Origin of the sequence: Nocardioides sp. AE5, assembly GCF_031844485.1 — a bacterium.
Lineage (GTDB): Bacteria > Actinomycetota > Actinomycetes > Propionibacteriales > Nocardioidaceae > Nocardioides.
Genome location: NZ_JAUZVI010000004.1, coordinates 180,129 through 201,229, shown reverse-complemented (window position 1 = coordinate 201,229; position 21,101 = coordinate 180,129). Strand labels below are relative to the sequence as shown.

17 protein-coding genes are annotated in these 21,101 nt (G+C 69.9%); 11 read left to right on the top strand and 6 right to left on the bottom strand.

What is annotated here, in order from left to right; genetic code table 11:
- Positions 1–62 precede the first annotated feature (62 nt).
- From Q9R27_RS08525 to Q9R27_RS08505, 5 genes are read left to right on the top strand one after another with little or no spacing between them, the layout of a single operon-like run.
- Positions 63–3,581, top strand: coding sequence for an ABC transporter ATP-binding protein (locus Q9R27_RS08525; protein WP_311251935.1), 3,519 nt, complete (start codon positions 63–65; stop codon positions 3,579–3,581).
- Positions 3,582–3,637: 56 nt separating this feature from the next.
- Complete coding sequence (gene purN, locus Q9R27_RS08520) at positions 3,638–4,261, top strand: phosphoribosylglycinamide formyltransferase (RefSeq protein ID WP_311251934.1); 624 nt, start codon at positions 3,638–3,640, stop codon at positions 4,259–4,261.
- Positions 4,258–5,862, top strand: coding sequence for a bifunctional phosphoribosylaminoimidazolecarboxamide formyltransferase/IMP cyclohydrolase (purH, locus tag Q9R27_RS08515; protein ID WP_311251933.1), 1,605 nt, complete (start codon positions 4,258–4,260; stop codon positions 5,860–5,862). Before purN ends, purH begins: the two co-directional genes overlap by 4 nt.
- Positions 5,863–5,888: 26 nt before the next feature.
- Positions 5,889–6,740 carry a bifunctional methylenetetrahydrofolate dehydrogenase/methenyltetrahydrofolate cyclohydrolase gene (locus Q9R27_RS08510; protein WP_311251932.1) on the top strand — a complete coding sequence of 284 codons (852 nt, stop codon included), beginning with the start codon at positions 5,889–5,891 and terminating at the stop codon, positions 6,738–6,740.
- Complete coding sequence (locus tag Q9R27_RS08505) at positions 6,740–7,033, top strand: DUF3017 domain-containing protein (protein ID WP_311251931.1); 294 nt, start codon at positions 6,740–6,742, stop codon at positions 7,031–7,033. Before Q9R27_RS08510 ends, Q9R27_RS08505 begins: the two co-directional genes overlap by 1 nt.
- 66 nt (positions 7,034–7,099) lie before the next feature.
- Here Q9R27_RS08505 and Q9R27_RS08500 read toward each other — a convergent pair whose 3' ends face one another.
- Positions 7,100–8,101 (bottom strand): malate dehydrogenase, encoded by a 1,002-nt coding sequence (locus Q9R27_RS08500; RefSeq protein WP_311252018.1) that lies wholly within the window; start codon positions 8,099–8,101, stop codon positions 7,100–7,102.
- Between the two features lie 76 nt (positions 8,102–8,177).
- On the opposite strand from Q9R27_RS08500, the gene Q9R27_RS08495 reads away from it, so the two are divergent.
- Positions 8,178–8,930, top strand: coding sequence for a hypothetical protein (locus tag Q9R27_RS08495; RefSeq protein ID WP_311251930.1), 753 nt, complete (start codon positions 8,178–8,180; stop codon positions 8,928–8,930).
- A 95-nt stretch (positions 8,931–9,025) separates the two neighbouring features.
- Here the strand turns inward: Q9R27_RS08495 and Q9R27_RS08490 are convergent, their stop codons facing one another.
- Positions 9,026–10,162, bottom strand: coding sequence for an aquaporin (locus Q9R27_RS08490; RefSeq protein ID WP_311251929.1), 1,137 nt, complete (start codon positions 10,160–10,162; stop codon positions 9,026–9,028).
- Positions 10,163–10,366: 204 nt separating this feature from the next.
- Here Q9R27_RS08490 and Q9R27_RS08485 point away from each other — a divergent pair, with 204 nt between their 5' ends.
- The 5 genes from Q9R27_RS08485 to Q9R27_RS08465 all read left to right on the top strand — a co-directional run bounded on the left by Q9R27_RS08485 (position 10,367) and on the right by Q9R27_RS08465 (position 16,624).
- A complete protein-coding gene (locus tag Q9R27_RS08485) occupies positions 10,367–12,583 on the top strand; it encodes an NADP-dependent isocitrate dehydrogenase (protein ID WP_311251928.1) in 2,217 nt (738 codons plus the stop codon).
- Positions 12,584–12,702: 119 nt separating this feature from the next.
- Entirely contained in the window at positions 12,703–13,932 is a 1,230-nt protein-coding gene (locus tag Q9R27_RS08480; protein ID WP_311251927.1) for an MFS transporter, read from the top strand.
- 35 nt (positions 13,933–13,967) lie between these two features.
- Positions 13,968–14,990 (top strand): tryptophan--tRNA ligase, encoded by a 1,023-nt coding sequence (gene trpS, locus Q9R27_RS08475; RefSeq protein ID WP_311251926.1) that lies wholly within the window; start codon positions 13,968–13,970, stop codon positions 14,988–14,990.
- 17 nt (positions 14,991–15,007) lie between these two features.
- Positions 15,008–15,538 (top strand): 2'-5' RNA ligase family protein, encoded by a 531-nt coding sequence (locus Q9R27_RS08470; protein WP_311251925.1) that lies wholly within the window; start codon positions 15,008–15,010, stop codon positions 15,536–15,538.
- Positions 15,539–15,547: 9 nt separating this feature from the next.
- Positions 15,548–16,624 carry a YhjD/YihY/BrkB family envelope integrity protein gene (locus Q9R27_RS08465; protein WP_311251924.1) on the top strand — a complete coding sequence of 359 codons (1,077 nt, stop codon included), beginning with the start codon at positions 15,548–15,550 and terminating at the stop codon, positions 16,622–16,624.
- A 19-nt stretch (positions 16,625–16,643) separates the two neighbouring features.
- Here Q9R27_RS08465 and Q9R27_RS08460 read toward each other — a convergent pair whose 3' ends face one another.
- The 4 genes from Q9R27_RS08460 to Q9R27_RS08445 form a co-directional block, all read right to left on the bottom strand.
- Positions 16,644–17,228, bottom strand: coding sequence for a hypothetical protein (locus tag Q9R27_RS08460; protein ID WP_311251923.1), 585 nt, complete (start codon positions 17,226–17,228; stop codon positions 16,644–16,646).
- Between the two features lie 405 nt (positions 17,229–17,633).
- Positions 17,634–18,377, bottom strand: coding sequence for a succinate dehydrogenase/fumarate reductase iron-sulfur subunit (locus Q9R27_RS08455; RefSeq protein WP_311251922.1), 744 nt, complete (start codon positions 18,375–18,377; stop codon positions 17,634–17,636).
- Positions 18,374–20,362, bottom strand: coding sequence for a fumarate reductase/succinate dehydrogenase flavoprotein subunit (locus tag Q9R27_RS08450; RefSeq protein ID WP_311251921.1), 1,989 nt, complete (start codon positions 20,360–20,362; stop codon positions 18,374–18,376). Before Q9R27_RS08450 ends, Q9R27_RS08455 begins: the two co-directional genes overlap by 4 nt.
- 16 nt (positions 20,363–20,378) lie before the next feature.
- On the bottom strand, positions 20,379–21,080 hold the full coding sequence (locus Q9R27_RS08445) for a succinate dehydrogenase cytochrome b subunit (RefSeq protein ID WP_311251920.1): 702 nt from the start codon (positions 21,078–21,080) through the stop codon (positions 20,379–20,381).
- Positions 21,081–21,101 lie beyond the last annotated feature (21 nt).

Sequence of the window (21,101 nt, the reverse complement as noted above, 5' to 3'; positions counted from 1 at the left end):
ACCCCGCGCAGGCAGAAAATGGGAGGCACGTCCCAGGCGGACAGGCGTAGCCTCGACAGGCCATGACCTTGACCCACGATCCCGCCGCAACGACCCAAGCCGCACCCCTGCCGGCGCCGCGGAACGACGACCCGTCACGGCGGGTCGACTGGCACCGGCTACGCAGCCCGATCGCGTTTCTTGCACTGGTCTGCTCGGCGATCGCGGCCCTGGGCACCACGCTCGGCACGGTGGTGGCCGGACAACTGGCCGAGGACCCGACCAGCGGCCTGCTGCTGCTCCTCGCCGGCTGCGTGATCGGTGCTGCCATCATCGACAGCGCCGGCAAGATCGTCTGGGTCGGCCACTCCGACCGGGCCGAGGGTCGGCTGCGCGAGGACCTGCTGGACGCTGCCATGGCCCAACCGCTGGCCACCCTGTGCGAGCAGGCCGTCGGCGAGATCCTCGACCGGGTCGACGACGACACCCACGAGGTGGGCAACCTGGTCCGCTGGCAACTGTGGATGTTCTCCCGGGTGCTGTTCGGCGTGCTCCCGATGTGGGTGGTGGCGGGCCTGACCTGGTGGCCGGCCTGGGCCCTTTTCCCGATCCTGGCGCTCGCCACAGGCATCGTGGTGCGGCCGCTGCTCGGCGAGATCTCGCGGCGCAAGGTGATCGAGGAGATGGCCTGGACCGACCACGCCGCCGCGCTCGAGGAAGGCATCGCCGGACGCGACGACATGCGGACCAGCCTCGGCCAGGCGCACGTGATCGCCCGGGTAGCCGGCCTCTCGGGGCGCGTGCACGACCGGTTCGCCGACGTGGTCCGCATCGAGAGCCGACTGGCGCGCCGCGCCGGCGTCCTCCTCTACGGGTTGCTGGCCGCGATCGCGGTCAGTGGCGTCGCGCTCACCGTGGACGGGAACCTCGGCGTGGCCAGGTTGGTCACCCTCTTCCTGGTCACCTCCACCTTCGTCGGCCAGATCTCGATGGTCGCCAACCACCTTCCCGACCTGCAGGCAGGCCTCGGCGCGGTGATGCGCCTGCGCCAGATGCTGGCCGTCGTCCCGGAACCGACCGGGGGAGCGTCGCTTGCCGTCGACGGGCCGGTGGACCTCGACATTCGCGGCCTGGACTTCAGCTACGCCGAGGGCAGCTTCGCCCTGCGCGGGGTCGATCTCCACGTCCCGGCCGGGGCGACACTCGCCCTGGTCGGCCGCACGGGGTCAGGCAAGTCCACCCTGGCCTCGTTGCTCTCCCGCGCCGTCGATCCCCCTGCCGACACCGTCTTCCTGGCCGGGGTCGACGTCCTCGACCTCGACCTCGACCAGTTGCGCTCGGCCGTCGGCGTGGTCACCCAGCGCACCGAGATCCTGGCCGGGACGGTGCTGGAGAACATCACGCTCTTCGGCGACACGCCCCGGGAGGCAGTCGAGGCAGCCGTCGCCGAACTGGGGCTCACCGACTGGGTGGCTGGCCTCGGCGACGGGCTGGACACCCTGCTCGGCCCCGGCGGCACCACCCTCTCGGCCGGCGAGCAGCAACTCGTCGCCTTCGCCCGCCTGCTGGTGCGCGACGTACGCGTCGTGGTCCTCGACGAGGCGACCGCCCGGATGGACCCACTCACCGAGATGCGGGTGGTGGCTGCCGCCGACCGGTTGCTGGCCGGCCGCACCGGCGTCCTGATCGCGCACCGGCTGACCACGATCGAGCGCGCGCCGCTGGTGGCAGTGCTCGACCACGGCCGGGTCGTCGAGCACGGCCCGCGGGCCGAACTCGCCACCGGCGAGGGGCCGTTCCGTGCGTTGCTGCGGGCCAGCGGCACCTCGGGCGGACCGGACGAGGCATCGACCGGGACCGAGCGGTCCATCGGCGGGCGGCGGCGTACCGGGCCCCCGCCGCCGCGCCCCGAGGTCGGCACCGGCCCGTCCCTGGCCCGCGGCACGTGGCGGGTGCTCCTGGTCCGCCCGGCGTGGGGCCTGCTCGGCGCCTTCGGGTTCCTGCTGGCCTCGCTGGTCAGCGCCCAGGGTGCGGTCACCGGCCTGCTGTGGGGACGGGTCGTGGAGGACATCGGCACCGGTGGCACCCCGACCTGGCTGACTGCAGCACTGGTGGCGGTGCTCCTGGCCGCGCCGCTGCTGCTCGCCGACGCCTTCTGGCGCTATCCGCGCTGGTGGATCGAGATCATGCTGCGCACCCGGATGAGCGTGCTGGCCGGGCAGGTGCGCCAGCACCGGCTGCCCCGTACGCCGCCGGGGGAGGTGGTGGCCAGGTCGATGGACGCCGACCGCTACGCCCGCTACGCCGACCGGTGGGTCGACTTCGTCAACGGCATCCTGATCGCCGCGCTCACCGCGTTGCTGGCCGGCACCTGGCTGGCCGGGCTGATCCTGGTCGTGGTGCTGGTCGCCTCGGCAGGTGCCTCCGCGCTGGGGCGGCCGATCGCCGGGCGCTCCGCGGCAGCCGCCTCCACCGCCCGCGCCGGGTTCGGCCGCGCCCTGGTCTCCGCGCTGGAGTCGGTGCGGACGGTCAAGCTCGCCGCCGCCACCCACGACGTACGCCGTCACCTGGGCGAGGTCGACTCGGGCCGGGTCGCGGCCGCGGTGCGCGAACACCGGGTGCAGGCATTCCTCGACGGGGTGCCGATGGTGATGGTCCAGTGCGGCGTGGTGGCCGCCTGGGCGGTCTACTTCGCCGACGGGTGGGGGCTGGGCGTGGCCCTGCTGGTCGCCAACGCGGTCAGCGGGTTCGACTGGTTCGGTCGCGTGGCCGGCATGGTGGTCACCGAGGCGCCCGGCACCCGGGCCTGGCAGGCCGAGACCAGCCGGTTCGCGGGAGGCGCGGACCTGATGGACCTGCCGCCCGGGGTCGACCTGGTCACCGGGACGGCCCCGTCGCCCCAGGTGCCCACCAGGGTCGGTTTGCGCCGGCTCGAGTTGCGCGGGGTGAGCGCGATCCACGACGACGGCACCATCGGCGCCCGCGACGTCGACCTGGTCGTCGAGCCGGGAGAACTGGTGCTCCTGGTCGGCCAGGTCGGCTCCGGCAAGTCCAGCCTGCTCGGCGCACTGGCCGGCCTGATCGAGCACCGCGGCACGATCCTGTGGAACGGCGAGCCGGTCACCGACCCCGAGGCGTTCCTGCGCCCCGGCCAGGTGGCCCACGTGGCACAGGTGCCGCGGGTGCTCTCGGGGACCTTCGCCGAGAACGTGCTGCTCGGCCACGACCGCGCGTTCGACGGCCCCGTCGCCGCAGCCCGCCTGGACTCCGACGTCGCCGAGGCCGGTGGCCCCGACGCGTTGGTCGGGCACCGCGGCGTACGGCTCTCCGGCGGGCAGGTGCAGCGCCTGGCGCTGGCCCGGGCACTGGCCACCGATGCCGAACTGCTGCTCGCCGACGACGTCTCCAGCGCCCTGGACGCCACCACCGAGGTGGAGTTGTGGCGGGCCCTGCGCGAGCGCGGGGCGAGCGTCATCGGCGCCACCTCGAAGCGGTCGGCGTTGGCCCAGGCCGACCAGGTCGTGGTGCTCCTCGACGGTGCCGTCGCAGCCACCGGCACCTGGGCAGAACTCGCGCCGCGATGGGGGCACCTGGCCGGCTGAGCCCCGGGCCAGAGGCGGTGCCGCGGCGGGCAGGTGGGGCCGATAAACTCACCGCCGTGGCCACCGCGAACCGACCTGCGCGCATCGTGGTGCTGGTCTCCGGGGCCGGCACCAACCTGCAGGCCCTGATCGATGCCTGCGCCGACCCGGCGTACGGCGCCGAGGTGGTCGCGGTCGGCGCCGACCGTGAGGCGATCGAGGGCCTGGCCCGCGCCGAACGCGCCGGGATCGAGACCTTCACCCGCCGGCTGCCCGAGTTCGCCACGCGCGAGGAGTGGGACCGGTCCCTGGCCGAGGTGGTCGCCTCCCACGAGCCCGACCTGGTCGTGCTGGCCGGCTTCATGAAGCTGGTCGGTGAGGGCTTCCTGGCCGCCCTGGCGCCGCGGGTGGTCAACACCCACCCGGCGCTGTGCCCCTCGTTCCCCGGGACGACCGGACCCGCGGACGCCCTCGCCCACGGCGTCAAGGTCACCGGCGCCACCCTCTTCGTGGTCGACGGCGGCGTCGACACCGGCCCGATCGTGGCCCAGGTCGCGGTCCCGGTCGAGGACGACGACGATGTCGAGGCCCTGCACGAACGGATCAAGGTCGCCGAGCGCGGAATGCTCGTCGACGCCGTGGGCCGCATCGCCCGCGAAGGAATCACCATCACCAACAGGAAGGTCCGGTTCGGATCATGAGCCCCGCCACCAGCGACAAGATCGAGATCAAGCGGGCACTGGTGTCCGTCTACGACAAGTCCGGACTCGAGGACCTGGTCCGCGGGCTGCACGCCGCCGGCGTCACCCTGGTCTCCACCGGTGGGTCCGCGGCGCTGATCGCCGACCTCGGCATCCCCGTGGTCAAGGTCGAGGACCTGACCGGCTTCCCCGAGTGCCTCGACGGCCGGGTCAAGACGCTGCACCCCAAGGTGCACGCCGGCATCCTGGCCGACCGCCGCCTGGACTCCCACGTCGACCAGCTCGCCGAGCTCGAGGTGGAGCCGTTCGACCTGGTCATCTCCAACCTCTACCCGTTCACCCAGACCGTCGCCTCCGGCGCCACCCCCGACGAGTGCGTCGAGCAGATCGACATCGGTGGCCCGTCGATGGTCCGCGCCGCCGCCAAGAACCACCCGTCGGTGGCGATCGTGACCTCGCCGGACGCCTATGGCGCGGTCCTGGAAGCGGTTGCCGCAGGCGGCTTCACCCTGGAGCAGCGCAAGCGCCTGGCCGCGGCCGCCTTCGTGCACACCGCGGCGTACGACGTGGCGGTGGCCAGCTGGATGGGCTCGGTGCTGACCGACACCACCGACGGCACCGGCTTCCCCGGCTGGATGGCCGCCACCTTCACCCAGTCCGACGTGTTGCGCTATGGCGAGAACCCGCACCAGAAGGCCGCCCTCTACGTCAGCGGCCGCCAGCCCGAGGGCGGGGTCGCCCAGGGCGTGCAGCTGCACGGCAAGGAGATGTCCTACAACAACTACGTCGACGCGGATGCGGCCTACCGGGCCGCCTACGACCACGGCGACGTGCCGACCGTGGCGATCATCAAGCACGCCAACCCGTGCGGCATCGCCGTGGGCGAGACGATCGCCGAGGCGCACCGCAAGGCGCACGAGTGCGACCCGGTCTCGGCGTACGGCGGGATCATCGCCACCAACCGCCCGGTGACCGCCGAGATGGCCGAGACTGTCAAGGACATCTTCACCGAGGTCGTCGTCGCCCCCGGCTTCGACGGCGCCGCGCTGGACATCCTCACCGCGAAGAAGAACCTCCGCCTGCTCGTGGCCAACCCGCCCCAGCCAGGCGGTGTCGAGTTCCGTCCCATCTCCGGTGGACTGCTGATGCAGGAGAAGGACGCCATCGACGCCGCGGGCGAGGACAAGGACGGCAACCCGATCGGCGACGACGCCTCGCGCTGGCGCCTGGTGGCCGGACAGGCCGCGGACGAGGCGACCCTGGCCGACCTGCAGTTCGCCTGGCGCTCGGTGCGGGCAGTGAAGTCGAACGCGATCCTGCTCGCCGCCGACCGCGCTTCGGTGGGTGTCGGCATGGGCCAGGTGAACCGGGTCGACTCCTGCAACCTGGCCGTCTCCCGGGCCGGGGAGCGGGCGAAGGGTGCGGTGGCGGCCTCGGATGCGTTCTTCCCGTTCGCCGACGGACTCCAGGTGCTCATCGACGGTGGCGTGAAGGCCGTGGTCGCTCCCGGCGGATCGATCCGCGACGAAGAGGTCATCGCCGCCGCCGAGGCAGCCGGGGTCAGCCTCTACTTCACCGGCACCCGGCACTTCGCCCACTGAGCGGGCGAGTCTCTAGGATGACGGGCGTGACTGCACAGAAGCTCGACGGATCCGCCACCGCCGCCGCGATCAAGGACGAACTCCGCGTCCGGGTCGCGGCCCTCAAGGAGCAGGGGATCACGCCGGGCCTCGGCACCATCCTGGTCGGTGACGACCCCGGCAGCCGCTGGTATGTCAACGGCAAGCACAAGGACTGCGCCGAGGTCGGCATCGAGTCGATCAGGATCGACCTCCCCGAGACGGCCTCCCAGGCCGAGATCGAGGACGCGGTCCGCACCCTCAACGAGGATCCGGCGTGCACCGGATACATCGTCCAGTTGCCGCTGCCGCGTGGCCGCGACGAGAACCGGGTGCTCGGCCTGATCGATCCGGCCAAGGACGCTGACGGGCTGCACCCGACGAACCTGGGCTGGCTGGTCCTGGGCAACGAGGCACCCCTGCCCTGTACGCCGTACGGCATCGTGGAGTTGCTCCGGCGCCACGACGTGCCGATCCAGGGGGCCGAGGTCGTGGTGGTCGGGCGCGGCGTGACCGTGGGCCGGCCGCTGGGGCTGCTGCTCACCCGCCGCTCGGAGAACGCGACCGTGACCCTGTGCCACACCGGGACCGTCGACCTGGCCGCCCACGTGGCCAGCGCCGACATCGTGGTCGCCGCGGCAGGTGTGCCCGGCATCATCACCGGCGACATGGTCAAGCCCGGTGCCGCCGTGCTCGACGTGGGGGTCTCCCGCGTCGACGGCAAGATCGCCGGGGACGTGGCCGAAGACGTGTGGGACGTGGCCGGCTGGGTCTCGCCCAACCCCGGCGGTGTCGGCCCGATGACCCGGGCGATGCTGCTGGCCAACGTGGTCGCGATCGCCGAGAGCCGCGCAGGCTGATGGCCAGGCCCACCGAGGTCACCCGGCCCCGCACCCTCGGGGGGATGGTCTATCTCGGTGTGCTCACCGGTGCCCTGGCCGGCGTCGTGGTGGCGGCGCTGGGGCCGTGGCGCTTCGGCGTGGTCGTGCTGGCCCTGTCGATGCTGCTCGGTGCCGCGGCGCGGTTGATGATCACCGACGCCTCGGCCGGGATGCTCAAGGTGCGCAATCGCTATCTGGACGCGGCAGTCCTGGCGATCCTTGCCGTGGTGATGATCTTCCTCGCGGCCACCATCCCAGACCAGCCGCGCTGAGCCGCGAACGACGACGCCCGCCCCTCCCGGAGGAGGAGCGGGCGCCGGAGGCTTGGCCAGCGTGGCTCAGATCAGGCCGAGCTCGGTGACAGCCGCGCGCTCCTCGGCCAGTTCGGCGTTGGTGGCGTCGATCTTGGCGCGGGAGAAGTCGTCGATCTCCAGGCCCTGGACGATCTCCCAGTCGCCGTCCTTGGTGGTGACGGGGAACGAGGTGATCAGGCCCTCGGGGGTGCCGTAGGAACCGTCGGAGACGACGGCCATCGAGACCCAGTCGCCCTCGGGGGTGCCGTTAAGCCAGTCGCGGGCGGCGTCGCAGGTCGCCGAGGCGGCCGAGGCTGCCGAGGAGGCCCCGCGGGCATCGATGATGGCGGCACCGCGCTTGGCGACGGTCGGGATGAAGTCGTTCTCGACCCAGGCCTGGTCGTTGATGACCTCGGCCGCGTTCTTCCCGGCGATCTCGGCGTGGAAGACGTCCGGGTACTGGGTGGCGGAGTGGTTGCCCCAGATCGTCATCTTCTTGATGTCGGTCACCTTGGCGCCGGTCTTGGCAGCGACCTGGGAGATGGCCCGGTTGTGGTCCAGGCGGGTCAGCGCGGAGAAGCGCTCCTTGGGGATGTCCGGGGCGTTGGTCATCGCGATCAGGGCGTTGGTGTTGGCCGGGTTGCCGGTGACACCGATGCGTACGTCGTCAGCGGCGACCTTGTTCAGGGCCTTGCCCTGGCCGGTGAAGATCGCGCCGTTGGCCTCGAGCAGGTCACTGCGCTCCATGCCGGGGCCACGGGGGCGGGCACCGACCAGCAGGGCCAGGTTGACGCCGTCGAAGATCTTCTCGGGGTCATCGCCGATCTCGATGCCGGCGAGGCCGGGGAAGGCGCAGTCGTCGAGCTCCATGACGACGCCCTCGAGCGCCTTCAGCGCCGGCGTGATCTCGAGCAGGCGCAACTCGATCGGGCGGTCGCCCAGGGCGCCGCTGGCGAGACGGAAGAGCAGGCTGTAGCCGATCTGGCCGGCTGCGCCGGTCACGGCCACCTTGAGCGGGGTGCTCACAAGGGGTCTCCTTCGAAGAATCGGGTGATCGCTCCTGACGCTAGCAGCGGATCCGGTCCGCGGTCAGCCCGGGTTGCGCAGATGGGATGCTGGCCCCATGCCGGTGACCTCCCCGCCCCGACCACGACTCCGCTCGGCCCGCCCCCGCGCCGGTGGCGTCCGGGTGGTGCTCGCGGCGGCGGCCCTGGCGCTCAGCGGCTGCGGATCGGCGCCGGTGACCATCGACACCGGGGGTGTCGACGGACTCGTGGTGCCGACACCGGGCATCGCACCCGGCGACTTCGAGGGCGACGTCGTGAACCCATGGTTCCCGCTCACGCCCGGCACGGCCCACTATCGCGTCGACGGACCGGGGAATGCCACCGCCGTCGAGGTCCGGACCACTGCCGAGTCCACTCCGACGGCAGGTGTCGATGCGGTCAAGGTCCACCGGGTGGTCCGGTCGGGCGAGGACGTCGTGGCCGAGGACACGGCATGGTTCGCGACCGACCGTGCTGGCAACGTCTGGCTGGTGGGCGAGACCGGTGCCTCGACCTGGGTTGCCGGGGCGGACGGCGCCGAAGCGGGCCTGGTGATGCCAGCGCGGCCCCGGCGCGGCGACGGATTCGCGACCGCTCGCGTCGACGGCGAGTTCCCGGTCCGCCTCGAGGTGATCGCGACCGACATGGCGACGACCGTCGCAACAGGCGAGGCCGATCACCTCGTGGTGGTGCAGGCCAGGACCGCCGCGCGGCCCGGCGTGGAGGAGAAGTGGTACTTCGCCCCGGACACCGGACTGGTGCTGGTCGAGCGGGGGAGCGGTGCCGACCGGGTCCGCATCGAACTGGTCGACTTCGCCGCGACGCCATGACCGGGCGGGAATGACAAGGGGCCGGGCACCCCGTGGAAGCCCACGGTGTGCCCGGCCCCGATCTCCCGTGCGGGAGGTGTCAGCGATGTGCTGCGTCACTCGCTGGGACGGATCTGCGTCCGCGACGAGTCGCCCTGGCCCTCCGGGCCGCCCCACTGCTGCTGGGCGTTGGGGTCCGGCTGGGCGCCCCACTGCTGCTGGGCGTTCGGGTCGGGCTGGCCCCACTGCTGCTGCGCGTTCGGGTCCGGCTGGGCGCCCCACTGCTGCTGCGCGTTCGGGTCGGGCTGGCCCCACTGCTGCTGCGCGTTGGGGTCTGGCTGGGCGCCCCACTGCTGCTGCGCGTTGGGATCGGGCTGGCCCCACTGCTGCTGGGCGTTCGGGTCCCAGCCCTGCTGCGGCTGCCCGCCCCACTGCTGCTGGGGCTGGCCACCCCACTGCTGCTGCGCGTTCGGGTCCCAACCGCCGGCGAAGGCCGATGCCGGGGCGTTGCCGCCGCCGAAGTTGAGCCCGGAACCGGGGACCGGTTCGCCGTCGGAGCCGAAGATCAGTGCATAGGTGATGCCCGCGATGGCGGCACCGATCAGCGGAGCCACGATGAAGAGCCACACCTGGATGATTGCGTCGCTGCCCGCGAAGAGCGCCGGACCGATGGAACGTGCCGGGTTGACCGACGTACCGGTCAGCGGGATCAGGACCAGGTGGATGCCGGTCAGCGCCAGGCCGATCGCGGCGGGCGCCGCAGCGGCGCTCGGGTTCCGCTTGTCGGTGGCGGCGAGGATCACGTACAGGAAGATCGCGGTGGCCACGATCTCGACGATCAGCGCGGCCCAGAGGGCGAACTCGTGGTTGGTGTTCTCGTCACCGAAGAAGTTCTGGCCCATGGCGCCCTTGGCTTCCCAGCCGTCGAAGCCCTTGAAGACCAGGAAGAGGACGGCCGCGGCGACGATCGCCGAGACGACCTGGACGGCGGCGTAGATGCCGGCCTGGATCCAGGAGAGGCGGCCCGCGATCGCGGCGCCGACCGAGACGGCCGGGTTGAAGTGTCCGCCGGAGATGTGGCCGACGGCGTAGGACATCACCATCACCGAGATGCCGAAGGCGAGCGCGATCGCGACGATGTTGCCGCTGCCCATCGCGGCGCCGACGCCGAAGAAGACCAGCACGAATGTGCCCAGGGCCTCCGCCCCGATCTTCTGCGCCAAGGTCGGCGGTGCAGTTTCTGTGTCGGTCATCCGAGAACCCCTTGAAGAACAAGTTGGAAGGAACCCCTGAGGTCCAGGGGACACCGAGCACTCTAGACCGCAGGGGGGTCTGGTGCGAGGGTGGGACCTGACGTCGAGTCAGGTATCTTGATGTCAAGAAAGATGACAGCGTCCGACCGCGCCGTCCGACCGCACTGTCCGACGGGCACAGACCGATCAGGAGTCGCCGCAAACATGGCCAAGATCCTCTACACCTATACCGACGAGGCGCCGATGCTGGCGACTCACTCCTTCCTCCCGATCATCTCGGCGTACGCCTCCACCGCTGGCGTCGACGTCGAGACCCGCGACATCTCCCTCGCGGCCCGGATCCTGGCCCAGTTCAGCGACCGGCTCCCGGCCGACCAGCAGGTCCCCGACTCCCTGGCCGAGCTCGGCGACCTGGCCCGGACCCCCGAGGCGAACATCATCAAGCTGCCCAACATCAGCGCCTCGATCCCGCAGCTCAAGGCCGCGATCAAGGAGCTCCAGGGCCGTGGCTACGACCTGCCGAACTACCCCGACGAGGTTGCCACGGAGGAGGACAAGGACGTCCGCGCCCGCTACGACAAGGTGAAGGGGTCCGCGGTCAACCCGGTGCTGCGCGAGGGCAACTCGGACCGGCGCGCCCCTGCCTCGGTCAAGGCCTACGCCCGCAAGAACCCGCACTCGATGGGTGCCTGGTCCAGTGACTCCAGCACCAACGTCGCGACCATGGACGGCGGCGACTTCCGGGCCAACGAGCAGTCGGTGATCCTCGAGGCCGACGACGACCTCACCATCCAGCACGTCGCCGCTGACGGCACCGTCACCGCACTCCGCGACTCGATCCCGGTCCTGGCCGGCGAGGTGGTCGACGGCACCGTCATGCATGTCGCCCAGCTGCGGGAGTTCCTCGCCGCGCAGGTCGCCCGCGCCAAGGCCGACGACGTGCTCTTCTCGGTGCACCTCAAGGCCACGATGATGAAGGTCTCCGACCCGATCATCTTCGGCCACGTGGTGAAGGTCTTCTTCGCCGACGTCTTCGCCGAGTACGGCGACCAGCTCGCCGCGGCCGGGCTCAGCGCCAACGATGGACTCGGCGCCATCCTGGCCGGCCTGGACGCCCTGGAGAACGGCGCGGAGATCAAGGCTGCCTTCGAGAAGGGCATCGCCGAGGGTCCCCGCCTGGCCATGGTCGACTCCGACAAGGGGATCACCAACCTGCACGTGCCCAGCGACGTCATCGTCGATGCCTCGATGCCGGCGATGATCCGCACCTCGGGCCACATGTGGGGCCCCGACGGCAACGAGGCGGACACCCTGGCCGTCCTCCCGGACAGCAGCTATGCCGGCGTCTACCAGGCCGTCATCGACGACTGCCGCGCGAACGGTGCCTATGACCCGACCACGATGGGCACGGTCCCCAACGTCGGCCTGATGGCGCAGAAGGCCGAGGAATACGGATCCCACGACAAGACCTTCGAGGTCGAGTCCGCGGGCAAGGTCCAGGTGGTGAACCGGGCCGGCGACGTGCTCATCGAGCACGACGTCGAGGCCGGCGATATCTGGCGCGCCTGCCAGACCAAGGACATCCCGATCCGCGACTGGGTCAAGCTTGCCGTCACCCGGGCCCGGGCCTCGCAGACCCCGGCGGTCTTCTGGCTCGACGAGTCTCGCGCGCACGACCGGAACCTGATCTCGCTGGTGGAGAAGTACCTCCCCGAGCACGACACCGACGGCCTGGACATCCGGATCCTCTCCCCGATCGAGGCGACCAAGCTCTCCGTCGAGCGGATCCGCAAGGGCGAGGACACCATCTCGGTGACCGGCAACGTGCTCCGTGACTACAACACCGACCTGTTCCCGATCCTCGAGCTCGGCACCAGCGCCAAGATGCTCTCGGTGGTCCCGCTGATCAACGGCGGTGGCCTCTTCGAGACCGGTGCCGGTGGTTCCGCCCCCAAGCACGTGCAGCAGCTCGTCAAGGAGAACTACCTGCGCTGGGACAGCCTCGGTGAGTTCCTCGCCCTGGCGGTCAGCTTCGAGCACTTCGCACAGTCCAACGACAACGCCCGGGCCCAGATCCTGGCCGACACGCTGGACCGTGCCACGGGCACCTTCCTGCTGGAGAACAAGTCCCCGGCACGCAAGGTCGGCTCGATCGACAACCGCGGATCGCACTTCTACCTCGCGCTCTTCTGGGCCGAGGAGCTGGCCAGGCAGACCGACGACGCGGAGCTGGCTGCCGCCTTCGCCGAGCTGGCTGGTGCGCTGCGCAGCAACGAGGAGCAGATCAATTCGGAGCTGATCGGGGTCCAGGGCGACCCTGCCGACATCGGCGGCTACTACAAGGTCGACCAGGCCAAGGCGGACGACGTGATGCGTCCGTCGGCCACCCTCAACGGCCTCATCGACGGCCTCAGCGTCTGACGCCTGGGCTGACCACACCCGTGCCCTCCCGGCCTGACCGGGAGGGCACGGGTCGTTTCGTTGTGGGCGACGCCACGGAATAGGTACCGCGGGGGCGATGGTTGGAGACTGCGACCACAATGACGACTTCCGCTCCCGCCACCACGCCTGACGCAGCGCCCCGCGCCGCGCACTTCGGCCTTGCCGTCCTGGCGCTGGCCATGGGCGGGTTCGCCATCGGCACCACCGAGTTCGTCACGATGGGCCTGCTGCCGCAGATCGCCGACGGGGTCTCCGTCTCCATTCCGACCAGCGGCCACGTGATCTCGGCGTACGCCGTGGGCGTGGTCGTGGGCGCGCCGGTCCTCGCCTTCCTCGGGGCGCGGTTGCCGCGCCGCGGGCTCCTGGTCGCCCTGATGGTGGCGTTCGCCCTCGGGAATGCGCTGACCGCCCTGGCGCCCGGCTATGGCGTACTGGTGCTGGCCCGCTTCCTCTCCGGGTTGCCGCACGGCGCGTACTTCGGGGTTGCCTCCCTGGTCGCGGCGCAGATGGCGGCGCCCGGTCGCAAGGGACGTGCCGTCGCCCTGGTCATGCTGGGCCTCTCGGTGGCCAACGTGATCGGGGTCCCCGCCGCCACCTGGCTGGGCCAGCACCTCGGCTGGCGATCGGCGTACGTCGCCGTGGCCGCACTCGGGTTGCTCACCGTCGCCCTGGTGCTCACCCACGTGCCCCGGTTCGAGGCTGATGCAGGGGCGACGGGGCGCCGCGAACTGTCGGCCTTCGCCCGGCCCCAGGTATGGCTGACCCTGCTGGCCGGCGCGGTCGGCTTCGGGGGGATGTTCGCGGTCTACTCCTACATCGCGCCGACCCTGACCGACGTCGGCGGATTGCGCGAGGCAGCGATCCCGTTCTTCCTTCTCGCCTTCGGGTTGGGGATGACGTTCGGCACCTGGCTGGCCGGCGAACTGGCGGACTGGTCGGTCTTCGGATCCCTGTTCGGCTCCGCGCTGGGGATGGGGCTGGTGCTTGGCCTCTTCGCGTTCGTGGTCCCGCACGGGTGGTGGGCGATCCCGGTCGTCTTCGCGATCTCCACGCTCGGGTCCGTGCTCGTGGTGAACCTGCAGTTGCGGCTGATGGAGGTTGCCGGTGACGCGCAGACCCTCGGCGCGGCGATGAACCACGCCTCGCTCAACGCGGCCAATGCACTCGGTGCCTGGCTCGGCGGGCTGGTCATCGCTGCTGGGTGGGGCTATCGGGCACCGGCGGTGGTCGGGGTGGGCCTGTCGACGGCAGGACTGGCCGTGCTGCTGGTCTCGTTCTGGCTCCACCTGCGCGTCCGGGAGGGCGAGGTCCAGCGCCAGAGCCGGTGAACTGGACGGGCCTGCGGTTTGCGAGAATCGATGTCATGTCACAACCCGCTGCCCGTCCCCGCGTGCTCTCCGGCATCCAGCCGACTGCCGACTCGTTCCACTTCGGAAACTACCTGGGGGCCACGCGCCAGTGGGTGGCGCTGCAGGAGGAGTACGAGCCGTTCTTCTTCATCGCCGACCAGCACGCGATCACCGTCGAGCAGGACCCGAAGGTGTTGCGCGAGCGGACCTACCGGGCGGCCGCGCAGTTGATCGCGATGGGCATCGACCCGGAGCGGGCAGCGATCTTCGTCCAGAGCCAGGTGCCCGAGCACGCCCAGCTCTCCTGGGTGTTGCAGTGCCTGACCGGATTCGGCGAGGCGCGCCGGATGACCCAGTTCAAGGACAAGTCTGCCAAGGGCGGCGAGGGGGCGGCCAGCGTCGGGCTGTTCACCTACCCGATCCTGCAGGCCGCGGACATCCTGCTCTACCGCCCCGTCTACGTCCCCGTCGGCGAGGACCAGCGCCAGCACCTGGAACTGACCCGGGACCTCGCCCAGCGGTTCAACTCCCGGTTCAAGAAGACCTTCCGGTTGCCCGAGCCGTACATCCTCAAGGAGACCGCGAAGATCTACGACCTGCAGGACCCGACCGCGAAGATGTCCAAGTCAGCCTCGTCGCCCGGGGGCATCATCGACCTGCTCGATGAGCCGGCGGTGAGTGCGAAGAAGATCCGCTCCGCGGTCACCGACTCCGGGGCCGAGGTGCGCTTCGACGTCGAGGAGAAGCCGGGCGTCTCCAACCTGCTCACCATCTACACCGCGATCACCGGGACCCCGATCGCCACGCTCGAGGAGCGCTATGCGGGGAAGGGATACGGGGACTTCAAGAAGGACCTGGCCGAGGTGGTGGTCGACTTCGTGACCCCGTTCCGTGACCGGACCATCGAATTGCTCGACGACCGCACCACCCTTGACGGTGTCCTCGCAGCGGGTGCGGAGAAGGCCGCCGCGGTGGCTGCCAGGACGCTGGCAGACGTCTACGAAAGGGTGGGGTTCGTTCCGCGGGCCACCCGCTAGGCGTTAGGGTCTTCGGCGTGCCCACCATTGGCGTAGCGATCGCGATCCCGGAGCCGTGGGCAACCCGGCTGCAGGACTATCGGGCCTCGATCGGTGACGAGTCGGCCGCCCGGATCCCGGCGCACATCACGCTCGTCCCGCCGACCGAGAGCGACGACCTCGCCACGGTGGAGACGCATCTGGAGGGTGTTGCCGCAGCCGGAGTGCCCTTCGGGATTCACCTGCGTGGCACGGGTACCTTCCGGCCGGTCTCCCCGGTCGTCTTCGTCGGTGTCGTGCAGGGAATCTCCGAGTGCGAGCAGCTCGCCGGTGAGGTGCGCCAGGGGCCGCTCGAGAGTGACCTCGAGTTCCCCTACCACCCGCATGTCACAGTGGCCCACCACCTCGCTGACGACGCACTTGACCGCGCCTTCGACGAGCTGGCGGGGTTCGAGTGCCACTTCGACGTGGCAGAGTTCCACCTCTACGTCCATGACGAGGGCGTGGGCTGGCAGATCCACCGATCATTCGGGCTCGGGCAGGTTCCGGGACCCGGTCAGGAGCAATGAGCTGATTCCGTGGCTTCCCTCAAGGAACGACTGACCGGGAAGGTGAGCGAGCTGCGCGCTCGTCGTCCCTTCTTCGACCACCTGGTGCGGATGCAGGAGCACTTCGGGCAGGTCAAGGGCAACCTGCAGGCCGGTGCGGTCACCTACTTCGCCTTCCTCTCCTTCTTCCCGATCCTGGCGCTGGGGTTCTTCTCCGTCGGCTACGTCTCGCGCGTCTGGCCGGAGGCGGAGGAGAACCTGACCGAGGCGCTCGACTCGGTGCTGCCCGGCATGATCGGGGAGGCCGAGGGTCAGATCTCGCTGGAATCGATCCAGAGCGCTGCCGGCGCCATCGGGTTGATCGGTCTCCTCGGTGTCATCTATGCGGGCCTCGGCTGGTTGTCCGGGATGCGTGAGGCCCTGCTGGTGGTCTTCGAGACACCTGCCCGGGCCCAGCCGAACTTCGTCGTCGGCAAGCTCCGCGACCTGGTCTCGCTGGGGCTGATCGGCGTGGTGATGGTGCTCAGTGTCGCCGTCTCCGGGGTGATCTCGCGGTTCTCGCGCGAACTGCTGGAACTGGTCGGCCTCGGAGTCGGACTGTCGCCGCTGCTGACCGGGCTGTCTGTAGTGGTCGGGCTCGGTGCGAGTGCGGTGCTCTTTTATGCGCTGTTCCGGCTGCTGGCCAACCCGGACCTGCCGCGGAAGCCGCTGTGGTCCGGCGCGTTGCTGGGGGCGATCGGGTTCGAGGTGCTCAAGCAGCTCTCCACGCTGCTGATGGCGTCGACGAAGAACCAGCCGGCGTTCCAGGCGTTCGGGATCGCACTGATCCTGGTGGTCTGGATCAACTACTTCTCCCGGGTGGTCATGTACGCCGCATCGTGGGCCCACACCGCACCCGCGGCACGGCTCCACCGCGACGAACTGGAGCGCCGCAGGCGCCACCGTGCGTGGTCGGAGGAGCGCAATGAGCGGGCGCGCCGGCGCAAGGCAGGGGAGGCCCCGGCCGTGGCCCCACAGAATGCCTCGGAGACCGCAGTGGCGTTCGTCGCTGGTGGCGGTGCCATGCTCGGGTTCGTGGCCCTGGTACGGCGCCTTACCCGGCGCTGACGTCCGGGCGCACCGCTCGTCAGGCAGCTCGGGACGCCTTGCGCGCCCATAGGATGGTCCAGGGACGTCCTGGTGGGGTACGCAGGACGCGGTGGTGCAGGTCGGCGTACCACGGGCCGGGCGGTCCCAGGGTCAGGGCCGCGGAACCATGCCCCGACTCGGCGTGGGCCCCCAGGATGGTTGCGCCGGCGACGATGAAGCCGCCGCAGGTGGCCAGCATCGGCATGGGTTTCTCCTTGCGTGCCAACAGTTCGAGGGTGACACACGTCAGCCAGCCCATCTGCCAGCCCGGCGAGACGCTGCTGCGGCGGTCGTCCTCGGGGAGCCCGTCGGGGAACCGCACGTCGTCGGCGAGGCCGAAGCGGAGGCGGGCCACGAAGGTGCCGTAGTTGGCCGGTTCGGGCAGGTCGTCGAGAGTGAGCGGTGGCTGTGCCAGCGCCACGACGTCCTGGCGGGCGTAGAGCAGCGCGCCTCGGGTCCGCACGGGATGCCCGGCGACGCCGGCCGTCAGCGCGCGCCGGATCGACGTACGGGGAAGGTCGGTGATCGCCAGCAACTCAGCCGCTTCCCGAGCGCTGACGACAGGGGAGTGGGACGGATCCATGCCATGGCCTCCTGCATCGTTGGGTCTGGAGGGGCACAACGCTAAGCACAGGTTGGCGGCCGTGTGGGCACAGTCGGCGCCACCTGTGGACAGGAGCGTGGAAAGCACGTTCGTTGTTGCATGGAGCCCCCATGGACTGGCTCCGCCCCGATGCCGCCAGGACTGATTCGATGAGCACTACACGGTGGGGCGCGATCGGGCCGAGACACGGGGAGGCTCGGTCCCATCGGACCGAGAAGATCGGGGGCTCGGCCCGATCGGACCGAGTAGACGGCGAGTTGGCCCACCTGGGCCACGCGCGTAGTGGTGGCCCGGGAGCCACGGTGGGGGAGCGGTAGCGCCGGCTGGATGCAAAATGCCTGAGGGCGCCCGGCCTGGCCGGGCGCCCCTCAGGGAAGGTGGTTCTCAGTGACCGTGCAGCATCGCGGTGCGCAGGTCCTTGTTCAGCTGGGAGATCACGTCGAGCGGGATCTCCTTGGGGCATGCCGCGGTGCACTCGCCGATGTTGGTGCAGCCACCGAAGCCCTCGTGGTCGTGCTGGGCGACCATGTCCACCACGCGGGTGTAACGCTCCGGCTGGCCCTGGGGGAGTTCGCCGAGGTGGGTGATCTTCGCGCCCAGGAAGAGCGAGGCCGAGCCATTCGGGCAGGCGGCGACGCAGGCGCCGCAACCGATGCAGGTGGCGACGTCGAACGCGCGGTCCGCCTTGGCCTTCTCGACCGGCAGGTTGTTGGCCTCGGGGGCCGAGCCGGTGTTGACCGAGATGTAGCCACCCGACTGGATGATCCGGTCGAACGCCGACCGGTCGACGATCAGGTCCTTCAGGACCGGGAACGGCTCTGCCCGCCACGGCTCGACGGTGATCGTGTCGCCGTCCTTGAACGAGCGCATGTGGAGCTGGCAGGTCGTGGTGACCTCGGGGCCGTGCGCCTGACCGTTGATCATCAGGGAGCACATGCCGCAGATGCCCTCGCGACAGTCGGAGTCGAACGCGACCGGGTCCTCGCCCTGCTCGTTCAGGTTCTCGTTGAGCAGGTCGAGCATCTCCAGGAACGACATGTCCTCGGAGACGTCGTCCAACTCGTACTTCTGCATCGAGCCCTGGGCAGTCGGGTTGGCCTGGCGCCAGATGTTCAGGGTGATCTTCACTTGTAGCTCCGTGCCTTCATCTCGATGGCTTCGTAGGAGAGGGATTCCTTGTGCAGGACGGGCATGTGGCCGTCCTCGCCGCCCCACTCCCAGGCGGCGACGTAGGCGAACTCCTCGTCGATGCGCTCGGCCTCGCCGTCCGGGGTCTGCGACTCCGCGCGGAAGTGGCCACCGCACGACTCGCGCCGGTTCAGCGCGTCGATGCACATCAGTTCGCCGAGCTCGAGGAAGTCGGCCACGCGGCCGGCCCGCTCCAGGCTCTGGTTCAGGCTGTCCGCGGTGCCGAGGACCTTGACGTTCGCCCAGAAGTCCGCCTTCAGTTCGCGGATCATCCCGATCGCCTTGGTCAGGCCCTCCTTGGTGCGCTCCATCCCGCAGTACTCCCACATGATGTGGCCGAGTTCCTTGTGATAGCTGTCCACCGAGCGGGTGCCGTTGGTGGTGAGGAAGTGGTTGATCCGCTCCTCGACATCCTTGCGGGCCTCGACCACGGCCGGGTGCGACTCGTCGATCCGCTCGCCCGGGTCGGCCAGGTAGTTGGCGATCGTGTACGGCAGCACGAAGTATCCATCGGCCAGGCCCTGCATCAGCGCCGAGGCACCGAGGCGGTTCGCGCCCTGGTCGGAGAAGTTCGCCTCGCCGGCCACGAAGAGGCCCTTGACGTTGCTCTCCAGGTCGTAGTCGACCCACAGGCCACCCATCACGTAGTGGACGGCCGGGTAGACACGCATCGGGACCTCGTACGGGTTCTCCGCCGTGATCTGCTGGTACATGTCGAACAGGTTGCCGTACTTGGCCTCGACGGCGTCACGCCCGAGGCGCTTGATCGCGTCGGCGAAGTCCAGGTAGACACCACGACGTACGCCGTCCACCTCGGGGCCCACGCCGCGGCCGTCGTCACACATGTACTTGGCCTGGCGGGACGCGATGTCACGGGGGACCAGGTTCCCGAACGCCGGGTAGATCCGCTCCAAGTAGTAGTCGCGGTCCTCCTCGGGGATCTCGCGCGGGTCCTTGCCGCAGTCTTCCTTCTTCTTCGGCACCCAGATCCGGCCGTCGTTGCGCAGCGACTCCGACATCAGGGTCAGCTTCGACTGGTTCTCACCGGAGACCGGGATGCAGGTCGGGTGGATCTGCGTGTAGCAGGGGTTGCCCATGTAGGCACCCTTGCGGTGGGCGCGCCACGCGGCGGTGACGTTGGAGCCCATCGCGTTGGTGGAGAGGAAGTAGACGTTGCCGTAACCACCGGTGGCCAGGACCACGGCGTCGCCGAGGTGGGTCTCGATCTCACCGGTCACCATGTCGCGCACCACAATGCCCTTGGCGACGTTGTCCACCACGATCAGTTCGAGCATCTCGTGGCGGGTGTGGGTGGTGACCGTGCCGGCAGCTACCTGGCGCTCCAGCGCCTGGTAGGCACCGATCAGCAACTGCTGCCCCGTCTGGCCACGCGCATAGAAGGTGCGGGAGACCTGGACGCCACCGAAGGAACGGTTGTCGAGCAGGCCGCCGTACTCGCGGGCGAACGGAACACCTTGGGCGACGCACTGGTCGATGATGTTCGCCGAGACCTCGGCCAGGCGCCACGAGTTCGACTCGCGCGAGCGGAAGTCGCCACCCTTGACCGTGTCGTAGAAGAGCCGGTAGACGGAGTCACCGTCGTTGCGGTAGTTCTTCGCCGCGTTGATGCCGCCCTGGGCAGCGATCGAGTGGGCCCGGCGGGGAGAGTCCTGGTAGCAGAAGCTCTCCACCTGGTAGCCGGCCTCGCCGAGGGTGGCAGCAGCAGCGCCACCGGCCAAGCCGGTGCCGACGATGATCACCTTGATCTTGCGGCGGTTGGCGGGGTTCACCAGCTTGGCGTGGGACTTCCGCTCCTCCCACCGCTGGGGCACCGGGACCTCGGCCGGGGCCTTGGTGTCGGCGATGTCGTCACCGACGGTGAAGAAGCCGGCGGCGTCGCTCGTGTTGGTCAGCGTTTCAGTCATGTTCGGATATCAGCCTTCAGTCGACGATGCCGGTGAGGATCGAGAGCGGGACCAGGGCGAAGCCGCCGGCAATCACCACGGCCAGGAAGACGCCGGCGAAGTTGGCCCGGGCGCGACTCTTGGCGGAGTTGGTCAGGCCCATCGTCTGGCAGGCGCTCCACACGCCGTGGCGCAGGTGCATCGCCAGGGCGCACATGGCGAGCAGGTAGATCACCGCGACCCACCACTGCTCGGGCTGGAACGAGCTCACCACGCGCTCGTACGGCGACTCCGGGTCACCGTTGACGTTGATCGTGTGGGTGGTCAGGTGCAGCAGGTGGAAGACCACGAAGAGGAGCAGCGCCACGCCGCCCCAGCGCATCATCCGCGAGCTCAGCGTCGCGGCGACCGCCTTCTTGACGGCGTACTTCTGGGTCCGCGCCTTGCTGGCACGTGCCCAGAGCGTGAACGCGGCGTACGCGTGGCCGATGATCGAGAGGAGCAGGACGACCCGGACGATCCACAGCAGCCCCTCGTGCGGGAGCATCGGCTCACCGAAGGTGCGCAGGTGGTGCGCGTAGGTGTCGAAGGCTTCCTGGCCGGCGAAGACCTTCAGGTTGCCGTACATATGGAGCAGCACGTAGCCGATGAAGACCAGGCCGGTGACGGCCATCAGGAGCTTCAGCGCGATCGTGGATCGCGTCGACCGGCTGCCTTTCACAAGAGTCGGAGTTGCCACGAAGGGCAACTTACCCCTCCT